The 20,953-nt window shown below is 73.2% G+C and carries 22 protein-coding genes; 12 read left to right on the top strand and 10 right to left on the bottom strand.

The genetic code is table 11. From position 1 onward, the window contains the following. Positions 1–196: 196 nt before the first annotated feature. Together Q0863_RS09015 and Q0863_RS09010 are read right to left on the bottom strand one after the other, a co-directional pair. On the bottom strand, positions 197–1,228 hold the full coding sequence (locus tag Q0863_RS09015; RefSeq protein WP_298577390.1) for a pteridine-dependent deoxygenase: 1,032 nt from the start codon (positions 1,226–1,228) through the stop codon (positions 197–199). Beyond that, a complete protein-coding gene (locus tag Q0863_RS09010) occupies positions 1,225–2,598 on the bottom strand; it encodes an NAD(P)/FAD-dependent oxidoreductase (protein ID WP_298577389.1) in 1,374 nt (457 codons plus the stop codon). The genes Q0863_RS09015 and Q0863_RS09010 overlap by 4 nt, the downstream gene beginning before the upstream one ends. Before the next feature lie 170 nt (positions 2,599–2,768). Here Q0863_RS09010 and Q0863_RS09005 point away from each other — a divergent pair, with 170 nt between their 5' ends. Genes Q0863_RS09005 through Q0863_RS08970 form a run of 8 tightly spaced genes read left to right on the top strand, consistent with a single transcriptional unit; the run spans position 2,769 to position 9,264 of the window. Then, entirely contained in the window at positions 2,769–3,038 is a 270-nt protein-coding gene (locus tag Q0863_RS09005; protein WP_298577387.1) for a phosphopantetheine-binding protein, read from the top strand. Further along, positions 3,035–3,718 (top strand): ketosynthase, encoded by a 684-nt coding sequence (locus Q0863_RS09000; protein WP_298577385.1) that lies wholly within the window; start codon positions 3,035–3,037, stop codon positions 3,716–3,718. The genes Q0863_RS09005 and Q0863_RS09000 overlap by 4 nt, the downstream gene beginning before the upstream one ends. 10 nt (positions 3,719–3,728) lie before the next feature. Then, on the top strand, positions 3,729–4,565 hold the full coding sequence (locus Q0863_RS08995) for a lysophospholipid acyltransferase family protein (RefSeq protein WP_298577384.1): 837 nt from the start codon (positions 3,729–3,731) through the stop codon (positions 4,563–4,565). A 6-nt stretch (positions 4,566–4,571) separates the two neighbouring features. Then, positions 4,572–4,880, top strand: coding sequence for a hypothetical protein (locus tag Q0863_RS08990; RefSeq protein ID WP_298577800.1), 309 nt, complete (start codon positions 4,572–4,574; stop codon positions 4,878–4,880). After that, on the top strand, positions 4,877–5,896 hold the full coding sequence (locus Q0863_RS08985) for an acyltransferase (RefSeq protein ID WP_298577382.1): 1,020 nt from the start codon (positions 4,877–4,879) through the stop codon (positions 5,894–5,896). The genes Q0863_RS08990 and Q0863_RS08985 overlap by 4 nt, the downstream gene beginning before the upstream one ends. A 31-nt stretch (positions 5,897–5,927) precedes the next feature. Continuing rightward, positions 5,928–6,461: a LolA-related protein gene (locus tag Q0863_RS08980; RefSeq protein ID WP_345780521.1), complete on the top strand. Its 534-nt coding sequence runs from the start codon at positions 5,928–5,930 to the stop codon at positions 6,459–6,461. Next, positions 6,458–8,821 (top strand): MMPL family transporter, encoded by a 2,364-nt coding sequence (locus Q0863_RS08975; RefSeq protein ID WP_298577380.1) that lies wholly within the window; start codon positions 6,458–6,460, stop codon positions 8,819–8,821. Before Q0863_RS08980 ends, Q0863_RS08975 begins: the two co-directional genes overlap by 4 nt. Beyond that, positions 8,818–9,264, top strand: a complete 447-nt coding sequence (locus Q0863_RS08970; RefSeq protein WP_298577378.1) for a phosphotransferase — start codon at positions 8,818–8,820, stop codon at positions 9,262–9,264. The genes Q0863_RS08975 and Q0863_RS08970 overlap by 4 nt, the downstream gene beginning before the upstream one ends. A gap of 76 nt (positions 9,265–9,340) precedes the next feature. Here the strand turns inward: Q0863_RS08970 and Q0863_RS08965 are convergent, their stop codons facing one another. Further along, on the bottom strand, positions 9,341–9,634 hold the full coding sequence (locus Q0863_RS08965) for a contact-dependent growth inhibition system immunity protein (protein ID WP_298577377.1): 294 nt from the start codon (positions 9,632–9,634) through the stop codon (positions 9,341–9,343). A 14-nt stretch (positions 9,635–9,648) separates the two neighbouring features. Then, a complete protein-coding gene (locus Q0863_RS08960) occupies positions 9,649–10,389 on the bottom strand; it encodes an RNase A-like domain-containing protein (RefSeq protein WP_298577375.1) in 741 nt (246 codons plus the stop codon). A gap of 149 nt (positions 10,390–10,538) precedes the next feature. On the opposite strand from Q0863_RS08960, the gene fabG reads away from it, so the two are divergent. From fabG to Q0863_RS08945, 3 genes are all read left to right on the top strand, one after another. Then, a complete protein-coding gene (gene fabG, locus Q0863_RS08955) occupies positions 10,539–11,258 on the top strand; it encodes a 3-oxoacyl-ACP reductase FabG (RefSeq protein WP_298577373.1) in 720 nt (239 codons plus the stop codon). A gap of 65 nt (positions 11,259–11,323) precedes the next feature. Next, on the top strand, positions 11,324–11,806 hold the full coding sequence (locus tag Q0863_RS08950; RefSeq protein WP_298577372.1) for a hypothetical protein: 483 nt from the start codon (positions 11,324–11,326) through the stop codon (positions 11,804–11,806). 72 nt (positions 11,807–11,878) lie between these two features. Then, a complete protein-coding gene (locus Q0863_RS08945) occupies positions 11,879–12,331 on the top strand; it encodes a hypothetical protein (RefSeq protein WP_298577371.1) in 453 nt (150 codons plus the stop codon). A 16-nt stretch (positions 12,332–12,347) separates the two neighbouring features. Here Q0863_RS08945 and Q0863_RS08940 read toward each other — a convergent pair whose 3' ends face one another. Genes Q0863_RS08940 through Q0863_RS08925 form a run of 4 tightly spaced genes read right to left on the bottom strand, consistent with a single transcriptional unit; the run spans position 12,348 to position 16,826 of the window. Beyond that, positions 12,348–13,982, bottom strand: a complete 1,635-nt coding sequence (locus tag Q0863_RS08940; RefSeq protein WP_298577370.1) for a tryptophan 7-halogenase — start codon at positions 13,980–13,982, stop codon at positions 12,348–12,350. 60 nt (positions 13,983–14,042) lie between these two features. After that, positions 14,043–14,861: a glycosyltransferase family 2 protein gene (locus tag Q0863_RS08935; protein WP_298577368.1), complete on the bottom strand. Its 819-nt coding sequence runs from the start codon at positions 14,859–14,861 to the stop codon at positions 14,043–14,045. Further along, positions 14,854–15,633 (bottom strand): beta-ketoacyl synthase chain length factor, encoded by a 780-nt coding sequence (locus Q0863_RS08930; RefSeq protein WP_298577366.1) that lies wholly within the window; start codon positions 15,631–15,633, stop codon positions 14,854–14,856. Before Q0863_RS08930 ends, Q0863_RS08935 begins: the two co-directional genes overlap by 8 nt. Further along, a complete protein-coding gene (locus Q0863_RS08925; protein ID WP_298577365.1) occupies positions 15,630–16,826 on the bottom strand; it encodes a beta-ketoacyl-[acyl-carrier-protein] synthase family protein in 1,197 nt (398 codons plus the stop codon). Before Q0863_RS08925 ends, Q0863_RS08930 begins: the two co-directional genes overlap by 4 nt. A gap of 113 nt (positions 16,827–16,939) precedes the next feature. Between Q0863_RS08925 and Q0863_RS08920 the strand changes: the two genes are divergently transcribed. Further along, the gene (locus Q0863_RS08920) at positions 16,940–17,629 is read left to right on the top strand and encodes a YdcF family protein (protein ID WP_298577364.1); all 690 of its coding nucleotides are present in this window, start codon (positions 16,940–16,942) and stop codon (positions 17,627–17,629) included. Positions 17,630–17,636: 7 nt separating this feature from the next. On the opposite strand, the gene Q0863_RS08915 is transcribed toward Q0863_RS08920, so the two are convergent. After that, positions 17,637–19,913, bottom strand: coding sequence for a S9 family peptidase (locus Q0863_RS08915; RefSeq protein WP_298577798.1), 2,277 nt, complete (start codon positions 19,911–19,913; stop codon positions 17,637–17,639). A 195-nt stretch (positions 19,914–20,108) separates the two neighbouring features. Beyond that, the gene (locus Q0863_RS08910; RefSeq protein ID WP_298577362.1) at positions 20,109–20,825 is read right to left on the bottom strand and encodes a glutathione binding-like protein; all 717 of its coding nucleotides are present in this window, start codon (positions 20,823–20,825) and stop codon (positions 20,109–20,111) included. Between the last annotated feature and the right edge of the window lie 128 nt (positions 20,826–20,953).

Below are 20,953 nucleotides of genomic sequence, written 5' to 3'. Positions count from 1 at the left end.
GCGCTCCCACAACCTGGCTGGGCGCAGGACCTGGCGCCTGCCTTGCCGCGATTCCCGGCCGCCAGGACAAGCCTCGCCGCCCGTGGCGCCTCGATCCGTCCGGCGCATGCGTGCCCGGCACTCCGCGCAAAGCTGACGCGCGGATCGTCTCCTGCGGTCGCGTCCCGAGGCTGCGCGCCGGGCCGACGGTCGGCGCTCAGTCCGCGTCGTGCACGCCGTCGATCTCGACCGCCAGCTCGCGCCGGCAGATCGCGGCGTGCAGCAGGATCCGCGGTACCCGGTCGCCGAAGCGCTCGTCCAGCGCGCGCTCGACCAGCGGCAGGTCTTCGCGATCGCGCACGTAGACCTTGAGCCGGGTCCCGGCGCCGAATTGCGCCGGCAGGCCGGGGTCGCGCTCGCGGGCCGCGCCCAGCAGCGCGTCGAAGTTGGCGAAGGTCTCGTCGATCTGCGCCAGCAGTTCGTCGGCGGCGTGACGCGAGGCGTGGCCGACCACGGCCGCGGTGCCCGACAGCAGCAGCGGCATGGTCCCGCCCTGCGGCGGCAGCATGGCGCGGGCGAAGCTCGGCGGCTGCGGACCGTACTGGCGCGGGTAGCGGTAGGCGCTGACCTGGCGCGGATTCTCCACCGGCGCGCCGGGCGCGCGCGCGGCCAGCCAGTAGACCTGCACCGTGCGCGCGTCGTCGCAGCGGCCGATGGCGGTGGCGGCCGGCAGCGAGCTGGCGTCGAAATCGCCCAGCCCGCGCGCGCGCCCCACGCAGAACTGCCGGTAGCGCTCGGCGTCGCCCTCGCCCAGCGTGATCGCGTCCAGGTAGTTCCAGATCCGCAGCAGGTGCGGGTACTCGCTGCCTCCGACGAAGCGCGTCAACTGGCGGTAGGCGTGCTCGGCCGCGAGCAGGATGCCGCTGTTGTCACCCTGCCCGGTGTGCCCGGCCGGCTCCTCGACCTCGATCGCGCCGAACAGCAGCTGACCGTCGCAGGACCACGCGATCTCGCCCTCGCGGCCGCTGCGCACCGGCGTCTGCGCGTGCCAGACCTCCAGCGGGGCGCGGCCGTGCGGCTGCAGCGGCACGCGCAGGTAGCGCGGATCGTCCAGCCGTGGCGCGTCGTCGCCGAAGCCCAGCACCGCGAGCACGTCGTCGTGCGCCAGCAGCTGCGCCGGCTCGGCCGCGTCGACGTATTCCACGCGCAGCCGCGGCGCGGACGGGGCAAGCGGAACGGGACGGCTCACGGATTGCCCTCGTGCAGGGTGTCGCCGCGGAAGCTCGAGCGCGCCTGGCGGCGGCGCTGCATCCAGCCGCGCAGCGCGCGCGGCGCGATGGCCACCGCGTTGAGCGCATAGACCAGGCGGAAGGCGTACAGCCGCTTGCGCACCGCCGGGTTGTCGAACACGTCGCCGGCCAGCATCGAGATGATCGCCTGTTCGAGCTGCCAGTCGTTGCGCGGCGCCGAGAACAGCCGCCGCATCACCGGGCTGTTGAAGCGGTGGATGAACCAGGTGAAGTGGCGCAGCCCGCGCGCGAGGCGCGCCTGCATCGCCGCCTGCATCGGCGCCTCGCGCGCCGGATCGCGCAGCGCGGCGTCAACCACCGCGGTCGCCTCGCGCGCGCTGTCCATGGCCAGGAACACGCCGGAGGAGAAGATCGGGTCGACGAAGGCGTAGGCATCGCCGATCAGCATCCAGCCCGGGCCGGCCATGCGGGTCGAACCGTAGGAATAGTTGCCGGTGGCGTGCACCGGGGCCACCCGCTGCGCGCCCTGCATGCGCGCGCGCACCTCGGGATTGGCCTCGAGCGTGCGCAGCAGCAGGGTCTCGTTGTCGATGCGGCCGCCGTCGGCGCTGCGCTGCCGCAGGTAGTCGGGGAAGCACACCGCGCCCACGCTCATGATGTCGTCGGGCAGCGGGATCAGCCAGAACCAGCCCTGGTCGAAGCGCGCCACGGTGATGTTGCCCGCGTCCTCGCCTTCGTGGCGGGCGACGCCCCGGAAATGGCTGAACAGGGCCGCGGACTGGTGGCGCGGATCCTTGCGCTTGTACTTGCGGCGCGCGGCGAGGAAGGTGTCGCGGCCGCTGGCGTCGAGCACGTAGCGCGGCGCCCAGCGCAGCACGGCGCCGTTGCCATCGCGGGCCTCGACCACGGTCGGCCGCCCATCCGCGCCGAAGCCCACGTCGACCACGCGGGTGCGCTGGCGCGCGTCCGCGCCGCTGGCGCGGGCGTGTTCGAACAGCAGCTGGTCGAACTGGTCGCGGCGCACGTGCATGGCGTGGTCGTAGCGCGGGTCGAGGGCGCGGCTGAAGTGGAACACGTAGCGCTTGCCGGCCATCTCGGTGAGCGGGAAGTCGGCGCCGGGCTTGCGCACCCCGATCGCGCGCACCTGCTCCAGCACGCCCAGCTCGGCCAGGATCGGCATGTTCATCGGCAGCAGCGACTCGCCGATGTGGAAGCGCGGATGCGCGTCCTTCTCCAGCAGGACCACGCGGTGGCCACGGCGGGCCAGCAGGGCCGCCGCGGTGCTGCCGGCCGGCCCGCCGCCGATCACCAGGACGTCGCAGTCCATCGGGGCTGCGGGGGCTGCGGCGGGCGGTGCGGGGCTGGCCATCCTGGACGTGCGGGCGCGGGTTCGCTGAACGGGTGCGCATGATAGCGGACCGCCCGGCGGCTTCCTGAAGGGCGCGAAGGCCGCCACCGCGCCCGCCGCCGCGCGCGCGGCGCTTGCGCCGGGCGGCCCGATGCACGATTGTTGCGGCCCTGTCAGAGAACTCCCGTGCCATGCCCGTGCAAACCGATGCCGAACGCGAACTCGCCGAACTGCTGGTCGACAGCCTGAACCTGGACGGCGTGGCGGCGGACGCGATCGACCCGGAAGCGCCGCTGTTCAACGCCGGGCTGGGCCTGGATTCGATCGACGCGCTGGAGCTGGCGCTGGCCATCAGCAAGCGCTACGGCTTCCAGCTGCGCTCGGATGCCGACGAGAACCGTCGTATCTTCGCCTCGTTGCGCGCCCTGTCCGAACACGTCCAGCAGCACAGAACGACTTGATCCTCGCACTGCAGATCGTCCTGGCGGTGGCCTACGCGCTGCTGGCGCACGGCGCCAGCGCCGGCGGCGACGCGCGCCTGGCGCTGGCCGCGCTGCTGGTGCTGGTGGCGCTGCTGATGGCCGCGCCGCTGCTGCGGCTGCGGCCGTGGGCGTTTCCGGCGACCCTCGCCCTGGTGGCCGCGTGCTGGTGGCTGCATGGCGCGGGGCTGGCGACGCTGCCGCTGCTGGTGGCGCCGGTGGCCTTCGTCGCGCTGGTGGCCTGGATGTTCGGGCGCAGCCTGAAGGCGGGACGGGTGCCGCTGATCACCCGCATCGTGTCCGGGCTCGATGGGCTGCCGCCGGCGCAGCTGCGGCCGGACGTGGCCGCCTATGCGCGTTCGCTGACCGCGCTGTGGACGGGGGTGCTGGTGCTGCTGGGCCTGGCCAACCTGGTGCTGGCGCTGCTGGCCGAACCCGGCGGGCTGCTGGCGCAGGCGGGCATCGACTCGCCGTACCCGATCACCCACGAGCAGTGGTCGTGGTTCGCCAACCTGCTCAACTACGGCCTGGTCGGCGGTTTCTTCGCGCTCGAATTCCAGTGGCGGCGGCGCCGCTTCCCGGACCGCGAGCAGGGTTTCATCGGCTTCCTGCGCCGGCTGGGCGGGCTGGGCCCGGCCTTCTGGCGCGACTTCCTGCGCTGACATGGAAGGCATGACCGGCCCCGGGTTCCAGCAGGACGCGCGCGAGGCGTCGGTGTCCTGTGCCGCCATCGAGCCGGCCGCCGCTGCGCCCGCCTGCGATGCACGCGAGGTCGCGGGGGTGGCGTGGCGGGTCTGGAACGTCGTGCAGTTCGCCTTCACGCTGGCCTGGACGGCGGGCTGGATCACGCTCGCACTGCTGCTGCGGCCCGGATCGGGCGCGCGCGCGCGGCTGCCGCTGCGCATGGCCGCGCGCTGCTGGGCGCCCGGGCTGCTGTGGGGCGCGGGGGCGCGGCTGCGGATCGAAGGGCAGGAGCGGATCGACTTCTCGCGTCCCTGCCTGTTCGTGGCCAACCACCAGTCGGTGATCGACATCTGCGCGCTGTTCCGCGCGATCCCGGTGCCGCTGCGCTTCCTGCTCAAGGAGGAGATGCGGCGGGTGCCCTTCGTCGGCTGGTACGCCTGCGCCACCGGCATGCTGTTCATCGTGCGCGACAGCGCCCGCGCCGGCGCGCTGTTCCGGCGCCAGGCCGCGGCCCTGCTGGCCGGCGGGCAGAGCCTGTGCCTGTTTCCCGAAGGCACCCGCAGCCGCGACGGGGCGATGGCGCCGTTCAAGGCCGGTTCGCTGCAGTCGGCCATCGATGCCGGCGTGGACGTGGTCCCGGTGGCGCTGCAGGGCGCCGGCCGGGTGCTGCCGGTGGATGGCTTCTTCCGGGTGCGGCCGGGCACGATCCGGGTCGGTTTCGGCGCGCCGCTGCCGACCCGCGAGGACGGTCGCCCGGTGGCCCGCCAGGCGCTGGCCGAACGGGCCCAGGCGCGCGTCCAGGCGATCCTCGACGGCTGGGAGTAGGCGGTGCTGGAGTTCGTGATCGACCCCGGGCATCCGTGCCTGCCGGGCCATTTCCCCGGCCGGCCGGTGGTGCCGGGCGTGGTGGTGCTGGACCGGGTGGTGGCGGCGATCGAGCAGCAGCACGGGCCGCTGCCGGCGCTGCGGCTGCCGCGGGTGAAGTTCCTGCAGCCGCTGCTGCCGGGCGAGGTGGCGCGGATCGAGCTCGAGCCGCTGGCGCCGATGCCCGCTGCGCGGTGGCGGTTCCGCGTGCTGCGCGCGGAGGCGACAATTGCCAGCGGGGACATCGCCACGGGGGGAGCGGGGCCGCAGCCATGAGCGGGGACTGGAAACAGCGGCCGGAAGGCGGCGGCCGCGTGGCGGTGTGGCTGATGCGGGCCGTGGGCCGGCACGGCGGGCGGCCGCTGGCGCGGCTGCTGCTCTACCCGGTGAGCCTGTATTTCCTGCTGCGGCGCGGGCCGGAGCGGCGCGCCTCGATCGCCTTCCTGGGCCGCGCCCTGGGCCGGCCCGCGGGATGGATCGACGGCGCCCGCCACGTGCACGCCTTCGCCTCGATGACGCTGGATCGGCTGTTCCTGCTCGACGGCAAGGAAAGCCGCTTCCGCATCGAGGTGGACGGGGTGGAAACGCTTGCGGCCAAGGTCGACGAGGGCCGCGGCGTGCTGCTGTTCGGCTCCCACCTGGGCAGCTTCGAGGTGATGCGCGTGCTCTCGCGCCAGCGCCCGGGGCTCAAGCTGCGGGTGGTGCTGGACAAGGCGCACAGCCAGGCGATCACCCAGGTGCTCGATGCACTGGCGCCGGAAATCGCCGCCGGGGTGATCGACGCCGGCCAGGACGGCCCGGCGCTGATGCTGCAGATCCAGCAGGCGGCCAGCGAGGGCGCGCTGGTGGCGCTGCTGGTCGATCGCGCGCTGCCCGGGCAGCGCGCGGTGCAGGTGCCCTTCTTCGGCGCGCCGGCGCGGTTCCCGCTGGCGCCCTGGCAGATGGCGGCGGTGCTGCGGCTGCCGGTGATGCTCGGCTTTGGCCTGTATCGTGGCGGCAACCGCTACCAGCTGACCTTCGAGACCTTCAGCGACGGCATCGACCTGCCGCGCGGCCGCCGCGACGAAGCCCTGGCGGCACTCATCCGGGGTTATGCGGCCAGGCTGGAACATCACGCCCGGCGGGCCCCCTACAACTGGTTCAACTTCTACGATTTCTGGCATGTCGACGAACAAGAGCACACAGCGCCCGCCGTCGCGGCCGGCGCGGTCCCACCGGCGCCGCCTGCTGGCGGCCAGCCTGTGCCTGCTGGCGACCGCGGCGCCGGCGTGGGCGCAGACCGGCCCCGATAGCGCGGCGATCCTGCGCGGACTGGCGCGGCCGGTGCCGGCCGCCACGACCTTCGTCGAAGTGCGCGAATCGCCGATGCTCAAGGCGCCGCTGCGGCTGTCGGGCGAATACCGTCGCCCGGACGCGGACACGCTGGTGCGCGAGGTGCGCGCGCCCTATGCCGAGACCACCACCATCCGCGACGGCCACGCCACGCTGGCGCGCGCCGGCAAGCCCGATCGGCGCTTCGCGCTGACGCGCGCGCCGGAACTGGCGGCGCTGCAGACCAGCTTCGGCGCGCTGCTCTCGGGCGACGTCGGGGCGCTGCGCACGCACTACACGGTGGACGCGCAGGGCAGCGCCGCGCACTGGGCGCTGCGGCTGGTGCCGCGCGAGGCCGCGCTGGCCGCGCGCCTGCAGGGGATCGTCCTGCACGGCGACGGCGGCGAGCTGCGCTGCATCGAGACCGTGCCGGCCAAGGGGCCGGTGCAGCGCACGCTGATGGCGGCCGCCGCGCAGGCCGCGCTGGACGCCGGCGACGCCGCCGATATCGCGGCCCTGTGCCGCGGCGACCGCGACGCCGGATGAGCGCCCGCGCACGCCTGGCCTGGGCGCTGGGCTGGCTGGGACTGCTGCTCGCGGTGGGCGGCTGGCTGTCGCAGACGCTGTCGTTCAGCGGCGACCTGCGCCGCTTCCTGCCCGACCCGCGCACGCCCGAACAGCGGCTGCTGATCGACGAGCTGGGCGAAGGCCCGGGCTCGCGCCTGCTGCTGGTCGCGCTGGCCGGGGCGGACGTCGACACGCTGGCCGCGCAGTCGCACGCCATGGCCGCGACGCTGTCGGCCGACGCGCGCTTCGGCTTCGTCGCCAACGGCGCCGGCCGCGGACTCGAGGCGATCCCCGCGCACCTGCGGCCCTATCGCTACCTGCTCTCGCCCACGCTCGATGCGCAGCGGCTGGACGCGCAGTTCCTGCGCGCGGAGATCGCCCAGCGCGTGCAGGACCTGGGGTCGCCTGCCGGCGAACTGGTCGAACCGCTGCTGCCCTCCGATCCAACCCTGGAGACGCTGCGCCTGGCCGAAGCCTGGCTGCCGGCGCGCGCGCCGCAGACGCTGCACGAGGCCTGGTTCGACCGCAGCGGCACGCAGGCGCTGCTGCTGGTGGAAACGCGCGCCGCCGGTTTCGATCCGGACGGCCAGCGCGAGGCGGTGGAAGCGATCCAGGCCGCCCACGCCGGTGCCCGCGGCGACGATCCGGGCACCCTCGAACTCAGCGGCCCCGGCGCATTCGCCGACGAGATCGGCAGCCGCACCGCGCGCGAGGCCGGCTGGATCGGCGCGGTCGACAGCATCGGTCTGGTGCTGCTGCTGCTGGTCGCCTACCGCAGCTGGAAGATCCCGCTGCTGGGCGCGCTGCCGCTGGCCAGCGCCGGCATCGCCGGACTGGCGACGCTGGTGCTGCTGTTCGGCGACCGCGTGCATGGCATCACCATCGCCTTCGGCTTCACCCTGATCGGCGTGGTGCAGGACTATCCGATCCATTTCTTCAGCCAGCAGCGCGCCGGACTGTCGCCCTGGCGCAGCGTGCGCGCGCTGTGGCCGACCCTGGCCACCGGCGTGGCCGCGACCTGCATCGCCTATCTCACCTTCCTGTTCTCGGGCGTGGACGGGCTGCGCCAGCTGGCGGTGTTCACCATCGTCGCGCTCGCCACCGCGGCGCTGTGCACGCGCTTCGCGCTGCCGGCGCTGATCGACCCGGCCCGGCGCGACGTGGCCGATTCGCCGCGCCTGCGTGCGCTGTGGGAGCGGATCGAACGGCTGCCGCGGCCGCGCTGGTCGCTGCTGGTGCTGGCGCTGCTGGCGCTCGCGGTGATCGCATGGCGTCCCGGCGCGTTCTGGCAGAACGACCTGGCCAAGCTGACGCCGGTGCCGGCGCCGCTGCTCGAGCGCGACGCGCAGCTGCGCGACGAACTCGGCGCGCCCGACGTGCGCTACGTCCTGACCGTGGCGGCGGCGGACGCGGAGGCCGCGCTGCAGTCCAGCGAACGGCTGCGTCCCGCGCTCGATGCCCTGGTTGCGCGCGGCGCGCTGGACGGCTACGACATGGCCGCGCGCTACCTGCCCAGCGTCGCGCTGCAGCGCGCGCGCCAGCAGGCGCTGCCGCCGGCCGCAGCGCTGCGCGACGCGCTCGACGCGGCGCTGGTCGATTCGCCGTTCCGCGGCGATGCCTTCGAGCCGTTCCTGGCCGACATCGAGACCGCGCGCGCCGCGCCGCCGCTGGCGCCCGGCGACCTCGACGGGACGCCGCTGGCCTCGAGCGTGCAGGGCCTGCTGGTCGGCGGTGGCGAGGGCGCCACCGCGCTGGTGTCGCTGAGCGGGCTGCACGACGTGGACGCGGTCGCGCGGGTGGCCGCGCAGGGTGGCGCGCGCCTGCTCGACATGAAGCAGGCCTCCGAATCGCTGGTCGCCGACTACCGCGTGCGCATCCTCGGTGCGCTGGCGCTGGCGGCGCTGCTGCTGGTCGCCACGGTGTGGATCGCGCTGCGCAGTCCGCGCCGGACCTTGCGCGTGCTGCTGCCGATGGCGCTGACCACGCTGCTGGTGCTGGCGCTGCTGCGCGCGCTCGGCGTGGAGCTCACCCTGTTCCACCTCATCTCGCTGATCCTGGCCGCCGGGCTGGGGCTGGACTACGCGCTGTTCTTCGAGCACGCCGGCGATTCGCGCGACGACCAGCTGCGCACCCTGCACGCGGTGATCGTGTGCAGCCTGATGACCCTGCTGGTGTTCAGCCTGCTGGCGCTGTCGAGCATCCCGGTGCTGCGCGCGATCGGCAGCACCGTGGCGCTGGGGGTGCTGTCCAACTTCGTGCTGTCGCTGCTGGTCTCGCGCGCACCTGGCGGCACCGGGACCGCTGGACGGTCGGCGGCGGAACCGGAGCCTGCGCCATGACGCTCGGGCGCGCCGACATCGAAGCCCTGGTCCCGCACAAGCACGCGATGTGCCTGTGGGACGAGGTGCTGGACTGGGACGCGCAGCGCATCGTCCTGCGCACGGCCGGCCACCGCGACGCCGCGCACCCGCTGCGCAGCGACGGCCAGCTGCGCGCGCTGCACCTGTGCGAGTACGCCGCGCAGGCCATGGCGGTGCACGGCGGACTGCTGGCGATGGCACCGGGCGCCATGCCCCGGCCGGGCATACTGGTGGCGCTGCGCGACGTGGTGCTGCATGTCGAGCGGCTCGACGACCTGCCCGGCCTGCTGGAGTGCGAAGCCACGCAGCTGGCCGCAGGTGAGGACAGCCAGCTGTATGCCTTCCGCATCGTCCACCAGGGCGCGCTGGTCGGCAGCGGCCGGGCCACGGTGATGCTCGGCGGCGACGGTTCCGCCGGCTGAGCGGCGCGTTCGACGCGGCGCGCAGTCCGGTCGTGCCACCGGATCGGGCTCCGCCGGCCGCGGACGTCGCCCTTCGCTAGGCTCCGGGCTGGAGCCGCGCCTGCATGGCCGCCAGCCAGTCGCGCCAGCCCAGCCCCGCCCGCGTGGGATCGAACTCGCAGCCCAGCCCGCGCAGCCGGGCGCCCAGCGCGGCCTCGTCCAGCCCGAGCGCGATCAGATGCCCGATCTCGCGATGCGTCGCGGCGACCTGCTCCGGGGATTCTGAGCTGCGGTAGTACTCCACCACCGCTTCCGGCGTGGCGTGCTCGGCCTGCCAGTCCTGGTGGAAATAGGCGGCAAGGAAGTTTTCCAGCGCGGGATAGTCGCTCATCGTCCGGATACGGCTCACGGGGCGGTGGGGTAGCCGGTGACGATTCTATAGCCGATGTCCTCGAGCCGGCTGGACCGCTCCAGGACCAGCCTGACCGAGAAGACATCGCGCGCCGCGTCGTCTCCGCGCTCGACCGAGATGCCGGTGCTGGCATCGAAGCGCGCGTCCACCACCAGGCGGTTGCCGCCCTGGCCGCCGACCCAGGCGTCGATGCGATCCTGGTGCAGAGCGATGGTCTGCGCGACGACGTGCTCGGCCCCGGGGAGGTCGCGGAAGCTCGAGGCCGCGCTGATGTTCTCGCGGTCGACGCGGTCGAGCAGCCATTGCTCGCTCTTGCCGACGTGGCGCTCGATCAGGTGGCCGCCGGCGTCCTCGTGCGCCTCGAGCCCGCCGCCGGGCACCTCGATGGCCGGATCCGGCGCGTCCGTCGTGCCCAGGTGCTCGTCCAGCCGCGCCACCACCGCATCGACCGCGGCGCGCGTGCCGGCATCGAGCCGGTCGCCGTCCAGCCGCGACAGTGCGCCGCGGATGTCGCCCAGCAGCGGGTCGAGCTGGTCGGCGAAGACCGGGGACTGCCGTGCGAGTTCGAGCGCGTCCGTGGTCTGCGTGAGGAATCCGTCCAGCTCGCCGGCGTCGGCGAGTCCGGCCAGGTGGGCATCGAGATCGCTGCCGCCGCCCGCGGCCTGCAGCGCCGTCAACGGCGGCGTGGCGAGGCTTGCGGGCGGGAAGGGCGACGGGGTGATGGCGTCGAGCATGCGGGCGCATCCGTGGCATGGGTGCGCGCAGCTTAGGCAGCGCGCCGGCGCCGGCGTAGTTGGGGCCGACCCGAGGTCGGGTCCGGCCCATCGGGTGCGGCCCTGCGCGGCGGCCCGCATAATCGACGGTCCCCAGCACGGAAGATGCGATGAAACGGGCACTCGTTACCGGCGGCAGCGGCGACCTGGGCGGCGCGATCTGCGCGCGGCTGGCGACCGGCGGGATGCACGTGCTCGTGCACGCCAACGCGAACCTGGCCCGGGCGCAGGCAGTGGTCGACGATATCCTCGCGGCCGGCGGCAGCGCCGAGGCGATCGCCTTCGACGTGGCCGATGGCGACGCGACGCGCGCGGCGATGGAGGCCCTGCTCGAGGCCGGGCCGGTGCAGGTGGTAATCAACAACGCCGGCATCCACGACGACGCGCCGATGGCGGGCATGTCGGACCTGCAGTGGAAGCGCGTGATCGACGTGTCTCTGCACGGTTTCTTCCACGTCACCCAGCCACTGCTGCTGCCGATGGCGCGCACGCGCTGGGGCCGGATCGTCAGCGTGTCGAGCGTGGCGGCGGTGCTGGGCAACCGTGGCCAGACCAACTACGCGGCGGCCAAGGCCGCGCTGCATGGCGCGAGCAAGTCGCTGGCGCGCGAGATGGGCTCGCGCGGAATCACCGCCAACGTGGTGGCCCCCGGGGTCGTCGCCGGACGCATGGCCGAGGCGACGTTCGACCCGGCGACGATCCGGCAGATGGTGCCGGCCGCGCGCGCGGGGACTCCCGGGGAGATCGCGGCGCTGGTCGGCTTCCTGTGCTCGGAGGAGGCCGGCTACATCAACGGCCAGGTGATCGGCATCGACGGCGGCATGAGTTGACTCCCGGGCTTGCGCGCGGCTTCATGTCCGTCGCCGCATGTGCGTGGCGACCCATGGGGACACCGATGCGACTGGTTGCAGTCCTGCTGCTCGCCTGGCTGGCCGTGGCTCCGGCGGCGGCCGGGGACATGATCCGGCTGCAGGTGCCGGTGCCCGTGGTGGAGGGTGCCGACATCGACCCGGAAATCCTCGTGCACTGTGCGGTGCCGGAACACTTCACCCAGGCGCTGGTGCGCGAGCTGCGCAAGGTGGCGGTGCCCGCGCAGGCGCCGCTGGCCGACATGCGCGGGCGCGTGCTCAAGGTCGAGATCGTCGATGCGCTGTGGGGCGGCAACTGGTTCATCGAGCACACCCAGACCCTGCGCGTGCGCGGTGCGCTCTACCAGGATGGCGAGCGCCTGGCCGGCTTCAATGGCGTGATGCAGGGCAGGGGCGGCGGCCTGACCAGCGGCTGTTTCCAGATGAACGCCAATTTCCGCGCCCTGACCTGGCACATCAAGCGCTGGCTGGCGAATCCGGTGGACGGCGCGCGCATCGGCCAGAACTGAGGGGCGGTGGGGTCGCATCGCGTTCACGGGCAGCGGCGGACACTGGCGCAGATCCAACCGGGAAACGCCGCCATGGCCCGTCCATTCGCCTTCCTCCTGGCCTGCGCCGCGCTGTCGCTGCTGGCCGCCTGCGCCAGTTCGCACGTGCTGACCGGCACGCCGCGTCCGCCCATCGATCCTGCACAGGTGCGCATCTACTACGGGCCGCCGCCGGGGGGTTACGAGGAGATCGCGCGGCTGGACGTGGGCAGCGGAGCATTCACCTATGGCGCGCAGAACAAGTCCAACGCGGTGCTGCGCAACCTGCGCAAGGAAGCCGCAAGCCTGGGCGCGAACGGCGTGTTGCTGCAGGGCACCGGCCAGGGGCCCGACAACAGCGCGGTGAGCGTCGGTGGCGGCGTCGGCCGGTTCGGCGGGCGCAGCGCGTCGAGCGTGGGCGTCGGCGTCAACATCTCGCCGACCCAGACCTACGCCAGCGGCATCGCCGTGTGGGTGGAGAACCCGCCGCCGCCGGACGCGCCCTGAGCCTGGTCCCGGCCGGTCAGGCCGCGAGACCCTCTGCGGCGTACCACACCGGCAACAGCGAGGGCGCGGCATCCGCGTCCGCACCGATGCGCTCCTGCAGGCCGTGGGCGTCGATGTCGGGGTGGTCGTTCCGGGCGCGTTGCAGGATCTCCACCGCCAGCCAGCGCATGCGCGCCACGTTGCCGGTGATGCGCTGCACGAACGCGGGGGTGTCGAGCGTGTCGCCGAGCTGGCCGTTCATCTCCCGGAACCAGTCGATCCGGAACTGGTCGAGCAGGCGCGGTTCCGGCGCGGCGCGGCCCTGGTTGCGCTCGCCCCATTCGCGCAGCAGCGGCTGCATCGCCAGGTTGAGCGCGCTGGCCTCTTCGAACAGGGGCCGCAGCCGGCCCAGCGTCGGCAGGTCGGTCAGCCGCCCGCCGAAGAACAGCGGCGCCAGCAGCGCCCAGTAGTAGGTGTAGTCCCAGATCACCTTCACCGGCATCACCCGCTCGTCGCCGAACAGCGCGTACTGGTCCTGGTAGAGGGGCAGCGTGTTCTCGTAGAACGAGAAGTACAGCTGCTCGTACAGCGACACGTAGGGTTCGAACGCCTCGCCCGCGGCATCGCGCGCGAGCAGGTCGCAGATGTAGGTGTTGGCGATCGCGATGAAGTCGCTGCCCGGCGAATAGAACGGATCGAGGAATACGCCGGCCTCGCCGGTGATCGCCCAGCGCCGGGTCGAGAACAGCTGCGTTGCGCTGTAGGAGAAGTTGCGCAGGAACAGGAAGTCCTGCACCGCATGTCCGTCGCGCTCCAGGCACTGCGCCACCTGCGGCTGGTGACGGTGCAGCCAGTCCATGGCCTTGGCGTGCGTGTTCATGGTCTCGAGCGGGTGCATCTTCGCGTCGCAGACGATCCCCAGCGAATGCGCGCCCGAGGCCAGCGGGATCAGCCAGAACCAGTAGCCCGGGCCGCACATGTGGTTGGTCGAGCGCCAGCGGTCGGGCGGGTCGCAGCGCTGCAGCCAGGCCGCGTCCTGCGACCAGGCGTTGGGATCGATGATCCCCTCCACCCGCCACCAGACCGCGTTGACGTCGTGGTCGTTGGGCTTGGCCAGGTCGAGCTTGCGCTTGAGCAGGCCGGCGCGCCCGCTGGCGTCGAGCAGCCAGCGGCTGCGCAACTGCAGCGACTGGCCCTCGTGTTCGATGCCGACCACGTGGTCTTCGTCGCCCTCGGCCAGCGCCAGGCTGCGCACCGTCGTGGCGTCGCGGAACTCCACGCCCTGCGCGCGTGCGCGCTCGCCGAGGAAGTTCTCGAAACGGCCGCGGTCGATCTGCCACGACGGCGTCGGCAGCAGCTGGCTCACGCCCAGTTCGGTGCAGCCATCGATGGCCTGGCTGCCGTCGGAGAAGAAGAAGCGGAACCCGAACTTGCGGATCTGCTCGGCTTCCAGGTGCTCGCGCAGCCCGAGCACGTCGGCGAAGTAGTACGCGCCGATCTCGACCGTGGATTCGCCGACCTTGAACGCGCCTTCGCGCACCGGATGGGGGCGCCGTTCGACCACGGTGACCGACAGCGACGGCGCGCGCAGGCGCAGCTGCAGGGCCAGGGTCAGGCCGGCCAGGCCGCCGCCGAGGATGATGACGTCGGTCCGCTTGTCGGTCTGGGGCATGGGCGCGCTTTGGGGGAAAGACGGGACTGCGAGACTAGCGCAGCGGACGGGCGGCCGCGTTCACTGCCCGGCTCGCTGCCGCTGCTCGTCCGGCATGGCCGCATCGCGGTCGAAGATCACCGGCGCGCGGCCACGCTTGCGCCGGTAGGCGTCCAGCAGCCGGCCGTGGCCGAGCACCTGGCCGACCACGTGGGTGGTGATGCGCGACAGGTCGCGGAACAGGCGGAAGTGGCTCTTGCGGAACTGCAGTGGGCTGCCGGCCTCGGCATAGCGGGTCTCGACCGGCACCGACACCACCCCGAAACCGAGTTCGCGCGCGGCCGAGATCAGGATCTGCGCCTCGAACACGAAGCCTTCGCCCGGGACGTCGCGCAGCGCCAGCACCTGCGCCGGATACAGGCGCTGCCCGCTCTGGCTGTCGACCAGGCGGAAGCCGCAGCCCCAGGCGATGCCCCAGTCGCCGAAATCGTTGCCGATCCGCCGGTACCAGGGCTGGGTGCTGCGCTTGCGCAGGCGCGCGCCGTTGACGATGTTGCCCGGATGCGCGTTGGCCGCGGCGACCAGGCGCGGGATGTCGCGCGCATCGTGCTGGCCATCGCCGTCCATGGTCACCACCGCGGCCATGCCGCGGCGCAGGGCCTCGGCGAAGCCGTCGCGCAGCGCACGGCCCTTGCCCATGCGCTGCGGATGGCGCAGCAGCACGGCCGGCGTCGCGGCGACGATGCTGGCGGTCGCGTCGTCCGAACCATCGTCGACCACGATCACCAGGTCGCACTGCGCGAGCGCGCCGGCCACGACCTCGGCGATGCGCAGCTCCTCGTTGAGCGCGGGAATCACGGCCGCGACGTTGCCGCGATGCAGGATCGGCTGCTCAGCCATGGTCGATGTCCAGCAGCAGCCGGCGGCGGGGACCGGCATGCAGTCCGACCGCCGCGTCGCCCGCCGCCAGCGCGTCGAACAGCGGCAGCATCGGCGCCATCGCATTGGCCCGTGCACGCAGCGCGAGCGCGCCGGCGCCCGGCTCGGCCTCGCCATCGGCGAGTCGTGCAGAGAGCCGCGGGCCGCGCCCCTCGCGCACCAGCACCACGGCCGCGCCGAGCAGGCCCTCGCTGCGGGTCACCGTGCCGAGCAGGCCGCTGGCCGCGGTGTCGTAGCCGACCAGCAGCACCGCCTGCGCGTCGGTGGCCAGCTGCGTCATCGCCTCGACCAGGCCCTGCGCGAAGCTGGCGCGGTGCGCGCTGATGGCAGTGGTGGTTTTCATGCAGCCGGCGCCGATGGTCCAGTAGCCGGCGGCGGCGTTGTGCACCGAGTTGTTGAACTTCGTCGGCGAGAGTTCGCCCGGCGCGGTCGCCAGCGTGGCGCACATGTAGTCGGTGATGCCGAGGTCGCCGTGGGTGGAAGTGAAGACCGAGGGCAGCGTGTCGGCGGCGATGCCGGCGTCGCGGCAGGCGGCCAGCGCCACCTCGAGTGCGACCAGCACCGAGGGCGGCGCGCGGCGGCGTTCGTTGGGCGCCAGCAGCGCCGGCGCAGGCCGCGCCGGCGCCTCGGCCGGCAGCGCGCCCGACATCGCGTAGGCGCGCGCGGCGGTCCAGTCGGGCAGGCCGTCGCTCCAGAAGCCGATGCCGGCGATGCGGGCGGTGAGCGCGCTCATGCCGCCGCTCCGCGGCCGAATACCAGCGAGCAGTTGTTGCCGCCGAAGCCGAAGGAGTTGTTCATCGCGTAGTCGATCGCGCGCTGCGCGTTGTCGAAGCGCACCTGCGGGCCGCAGCCCGGATCGGGTGTGGCGCTGTTGAGGATGCCCGGCAGCACGCCGTCGCGCAGCGCGATCAGGGCGATCACCGATTCGACGATCCCGGCCGCGCCCAGGGTGTGCCCGGTCCAGCCCTTGGTGGAGCTGGCGTGCAGCGTGTCGGGGAACAGGTCGGCGACCGCGCGCGCCTCGATCGCGTCGTTGGCCGGCGTCGAGGTGCCGTGCAGGTTGAGATAGCCCACCTCGCCGGCGTCGATGCCCGCGCGTGCCAGTGCATCGCGCATGGCCAGGCTGGCGCCGAGGCCTTCTGGATGCGGCGCGGACATGTGGTGCGCGTCGCTGGATTCGCCGTAGCCGCGCAGCTGCAGGCCGCCCTCGCCAGGCGTCGCGCGTTCGAGCAGGGCGAAACCGCCCGCCTCGCCCAGCGACAGGCCGTCGCGCCCGGCGTCGAACGGCCGGCACGGCTCCGGCGATACCAGTCCCAGCGCGTTGAAGCCGAACAGCACGCTGCCGCACAGGGTGTCGACGCCGCCGACCAGGGCCGCATCGACCACGCCGGCGTGGATCAGCCGCGCCGCCTGCGCGAACACCTTGGCGCTGGACGAGCAGGCCGTGGCCACCGTCATGCAGGGGCCGCGCAGGCCGCTGGCGTGCTGCAGGAAATCGCCGAGCGAATGCGGGGTGTGGACGATCGGCCGGCGCAGGTCCTCGGGGAAGCAGGCGGCGCCGTCGGCCTGCGCACGCGCATAGCCTTCCTCGCTGGCGCCGATGCTCGAGGTGGAGGTGCCGACGACGAGCGCGACGCGGTCGGCACCGTGGCGCGCGACCAGCGCCGCCAGCGCCTCGGGCAATCCGTCCTGCTGCAGGGACAGCCAGGCAAGGCGGTTGTTGCGGCATTCCCAGCCGGCTAGATGCGCCGGCAGTGGCGCGTCCTCGAGCCCGTCCACGCGCCCGATCCACGTGGGCAGCGGCGCCGGTCCGAAATCGTTGCGGCGCAGGCCGCCGCGACGTGCCGCCAGTGCTTGCGCCTGCGCCGCCACGCCCGGACCCAGGGCCGTGGTCGCGCTCCAGGCGCGGATGGCGATGGGCGGCATGGGGCGGGGCAGGGACGGTGCTGGCACGGCGGCTCGGAGGCAAAAGGCGCCCGAGTATAGCGACCGCCCGGTGAGGATAGACTGCGCGTTCCCTGAGCGAGGAGGCCGCGCGGATGCCCCGGTCGCGCCTGGTCCACAAGCTGGCCCTGCTGGCCGATCGCGACGCGCTGCACTCGCTCGCGGTCGCCGGACTGGCCTGTGTCGCGAGCCTGGGCGTGGTCTACGTGGGCTACTTCGTGCACGTGGTCCGCATCGCCCGCAGCGCGCCCTGCGAGCCGGGCCGCGGCCAGACCGTGCTGCTGTTCGGCAAGCATGCGCCGCGCGGGCGTCCCGATCCGGATTTCCAGGCGCGCCTGCAGCGCGCGGCGACCCTGTGGCGGCAGCGCCCACCGCGCAGCATGCTGCTGCTGGGCGGTGGACCGGCCGGCGCGCCGACCGAGGCCGCGCTGGCGCAGGCGCATCTGCGCGAGCTCGGCATCCCGACCGACGCGCCGCTGGTGCTGGAGGACCGCTCGCGCGACACCCTGCAGAACCTGCGCAACGCGCGCGCGCTGTGGCAGCCCGACGCCGCGACGGACACGGTGACCCTGCTCAGCAGCCGCTACCACCTGGCGCGCTGCGCGCTGCTGGCCGGCCAGCTGGGCCTGCGTTGGGAACTGTGCGCGGCCGAACCGGTGCAGTCGTGGCGGCCGGCCGCGCTGTGGCGCCTGGCCGGCGAGGCGGCCTACGTGTGCTGGGCCGACGTGGGCGCGCGCTGGGCGCGCCTGATCGGTCACCAGCGCATGCTGGCCCGGCTGCGCTGAGCGCGGCTCAGCGGCGCAGGCAGCGGTCGAGGAAGGCTTCGGCCAGCCGGTAGCGGTGCAGCGCGTCCTTGCCGCGCAGGCCGTGCTTGGCGCCCGGATAGGTCATCAGCTCGAACGCCGTGCCGCGCGCCTGCAGGTCGCTCATCAGCGCGGTGGAATTGCTGAACAGCACGTTGTCGTCGGCCATGCCGTGCACCAGCTGCAGCGCGCCCGGGCGGATCGCGGCCGAATGCGCGAGCACGCGCGCGGCGGCGTAGCCCGCCGGATTGGCGTCGGGCAGGCCCATGTAGCGCTCGGTGTAGTGGGTGTCGTACAGGGCCCAGTCGGTGACCGGTGCGCCGGCCACGCCGCAGGCGTAGTCGCCGGGCGCGCGGCCGAGCAGCATCAGGGTCATGTAGCCGCCGTTGGACCAGCCGTGCACGCCGATGCGTTCTCCGTCCACCCAGGGCTGGGCGCGCAGCCATTCCACGCCCTTGCGCTGGTCGTCGACCTCCACCGTGCCCTGCACGCCGTACAGCGCGCCGCCAAACGCGCGTCCGCGCCGTGGGGTGCCGCGGTTGTCGAGCGAGAACACCACGTAGCCCTGCTGCGCCAGGTACTGGTTGAAGAACGCGTCGGCGCGGCCCGGCCAGCTGTCGAGCACCGTCTGCGCGGCCGGGCCGCCGTAGACGTACACCATCACCGGATAGCGCCTGCCGGGGTCGAAGTCCGGCGGCAGGATCAGGCTGTAGTGCAGCGGCGTGGTGCCGTCGGCGGCGGTCAGCGTGCCGAAGCGGGTGGGACGGTGCGCGTCGCGATAGGGCGCATACGGATGGCCTGGATCGTCCAGCGCATTGGGCAGCAGGTTGGCGATGCGCGTCCCGTCGGCGCGGAACAGCTCGATCTGCGGCGGCGTGTTGGTGTTGGACCAGCTGTCGACGTAGACGCTGGCATTGCGCGCGAAGCTTGCGTTGTGGGTGCCGGGTGGCTGCGAGAGCGTACGCACCTGCCCGCCGTCGAGCGACACCACGTGCACGTGGCGCTCGGTGGGCGCGGCGACCGGCGGCGCGGCCGCGTCGTTGGCCAGGCCCGGCCGCGAGGCGCGCATGCCGGCGCTGAAATAGACCAGGCCCGCGGCCTGGTCCACCGCCAGCAGCGCGTCGACCGGCCAGTCGCCGCGGGTGAGCGGGGTGAGCTGGCTCCCATCCTCGGACGCCAGGTACAGGTGCTCGTAGCCGTCGCGCTCGGAGGACCACAGGAAGCGGCCGTCGGACAGGAAGCGCAGGTTGTTGTGCAGCGGCACCCAGGTCTTCGAGGTTTCGGTCACCAGGGTGCGCTGTGCGCCCGTGGCCAGGGTGGTTTCAATGAGATCCAGCCGCTGCTGGTCGCGCGACTGGCGCTGGAAGGTCAGCCGCTGCGGATCGCGCCAGTCCACGCGCGCCAGGTAGATGTCGCGCTCGGCGCCCAGATCGATCCACTGCGGCCTGGCGCCCGCCTGCGGCGCGATCACGCCCAGCGTCACCAGCACGTTGCGCTCGCCGGCGGCCGGGTAGCGCTGCTCGACCACCTCGGTGCGGTCGGCGTACATCTCGTAGCGGCGCACCAGCGGCACCGGCGACTCGTCGATGCGGGCGAAGGCGATGGCCGAATCGTCGGGCGCCCACCAGTAGCCGGTGTGCCGGTCCATCTCCTCGTCGGCGACGAACTCGGCCACGCCGTTGCCGATGGTGTCGCTGCCGTCGGTGGTCAGGCGCAGTTCGCGGCCGTCGCGCAGGTCGATCACCCACAGGTCGCGTGCGCGCACGAAGCTCACGTAGCCACCGGCCGGCGAGATGCGCGGGTCGGTGGCGAAGCCCTCGCCGGCGGTCAGCTTGCGCACCGCGGCGCCGCCGTCGCGGTCCAGGTCGTACAGGTACAGTTCGCCGCCGAGCGGGAACAGCAGCCGCCGCGAATCGGGCGCCCACTGGTAATCGACGATGCCCGACAGCCCGGCGATGCGCTGGCGCTCGCGCCGCGCCTTCTCCTCGTCGCTCAGCGCTTCTTCGCCCGGCAGCACGACGCGCGAGTCGACCAGCATCCGCGTCTGCCCGCTGGCGACGTCGTATTCCCACAGGTCGAGCCGGTTGCGGTCGGCATCCTTGCCGCGCAGGAAGGTCACGCGCGAGCCGTCCGGCGCGACCTGCGGCTTCATCAGCGTCGGCCCGGACAGCGGCGCATCGCCGGTGATGGCTTCCAGGGTGAGCCGGCGCGGGCCGGAATCGGGCGCCGCGGGGGCGGCAGTGGCGGTGGCGGCAGCCAGGGTCATGGTGAGCAGGGCGGCAAGGCGCATGGGCAGGATCCCTCGGACATCGCGCCTATTGTAGGAGCGGCGTTGCGGCGACGGCCCCGCGGCGCGGACCGCCCCTGCCGCGGAGGCGCGCAAGGCCTCCCGGCTTCCCGCCGATGCCAGCCGCGCCCCGGTGCGCGGGCCTGCCGGGCGACGGGGGCGCGTCGACGCGGCTCAGGTCCGCCGCGGCGCGGTGCCGAACAGCACCCGCTTCTGTTCCTCGCCCATCGGCTTGCCGAGGTCGGGATTGACCTGGCGGGCAAGCGCATACGCGCGCTGCGTCGCCGGGCGGGCGGCGATCGCGGCCTGCCAGCGCCGCACTTCCGGATACGGCGACAGGTCGATCGGCGCACTGTCGTAGGCACCGACCCAGGGGTAGGCGGCCATGTCGGCGATGCTGTAGCCGTCGCCGGCGATGAAGGTGCGGCCCGCCAGGCGATGGTCCAGCACGCCGAGCAGGCGGTTGGCCTCGCCGGCATAGCGCTTCTTCGCGTAGTCGATCTGTTCCGGCGCGTAGACGTGGAAGTGGCCGTACTGCCCGGTCATCGGGCCCAGGCCGGCCACCTGCCAGAACAGCCATTCCAGCACGACGGTGCGCTCGCGCAGGCCGGTGGGCAGGAAGCGTCCTGTCTTCTCCGCCAGGTACAGCAGGATCGCGCCGGATTCGAACACGCTCAGCGGCGCGCCGCCGTCGGCCGGCGCATGGTCGACGATCGCCGGCATCTTGTTGTTGGGCGAGATCGTGAGGAACTCTGCGCGGAACTGGTCGCCCTGGCCGATGTTGACCGGGCGGACCGCGTATTCCAGCCCGGCGCCGGCCTCGGCCAGCTCCTCGAGCATCAGGGTGATCTTGTGGCCGTTCGGCGTCGGCCAGTAGTGCAGGTCGATCATGGGGCACGCTCGCGGAGGCGGGCAGACGAGTCTAGCCCCTTGCCGCCTGATCGCCCGTGGCCCCGTGCGCATCGCAGCGTTGCACAGGACCCGCACCCCCGGTTCCCCTCGCGGCAGAAAAAGACCGG

This window comes from uncultured Luteimonas sp. (assembly GCF_947492465.1).
Taxonomy (GTDB): domain Bacteria; phylum Pseudomonadota; class Gammaproteobacteria; order Xanthomonadales; family Xanthomonadaceae; genus Luteimonas.
The sequence above is the reverse complement of the archived record's forward strand: the minus strand, read 5'-3'. Positions and strand labels throughout refer to the sequence as shown.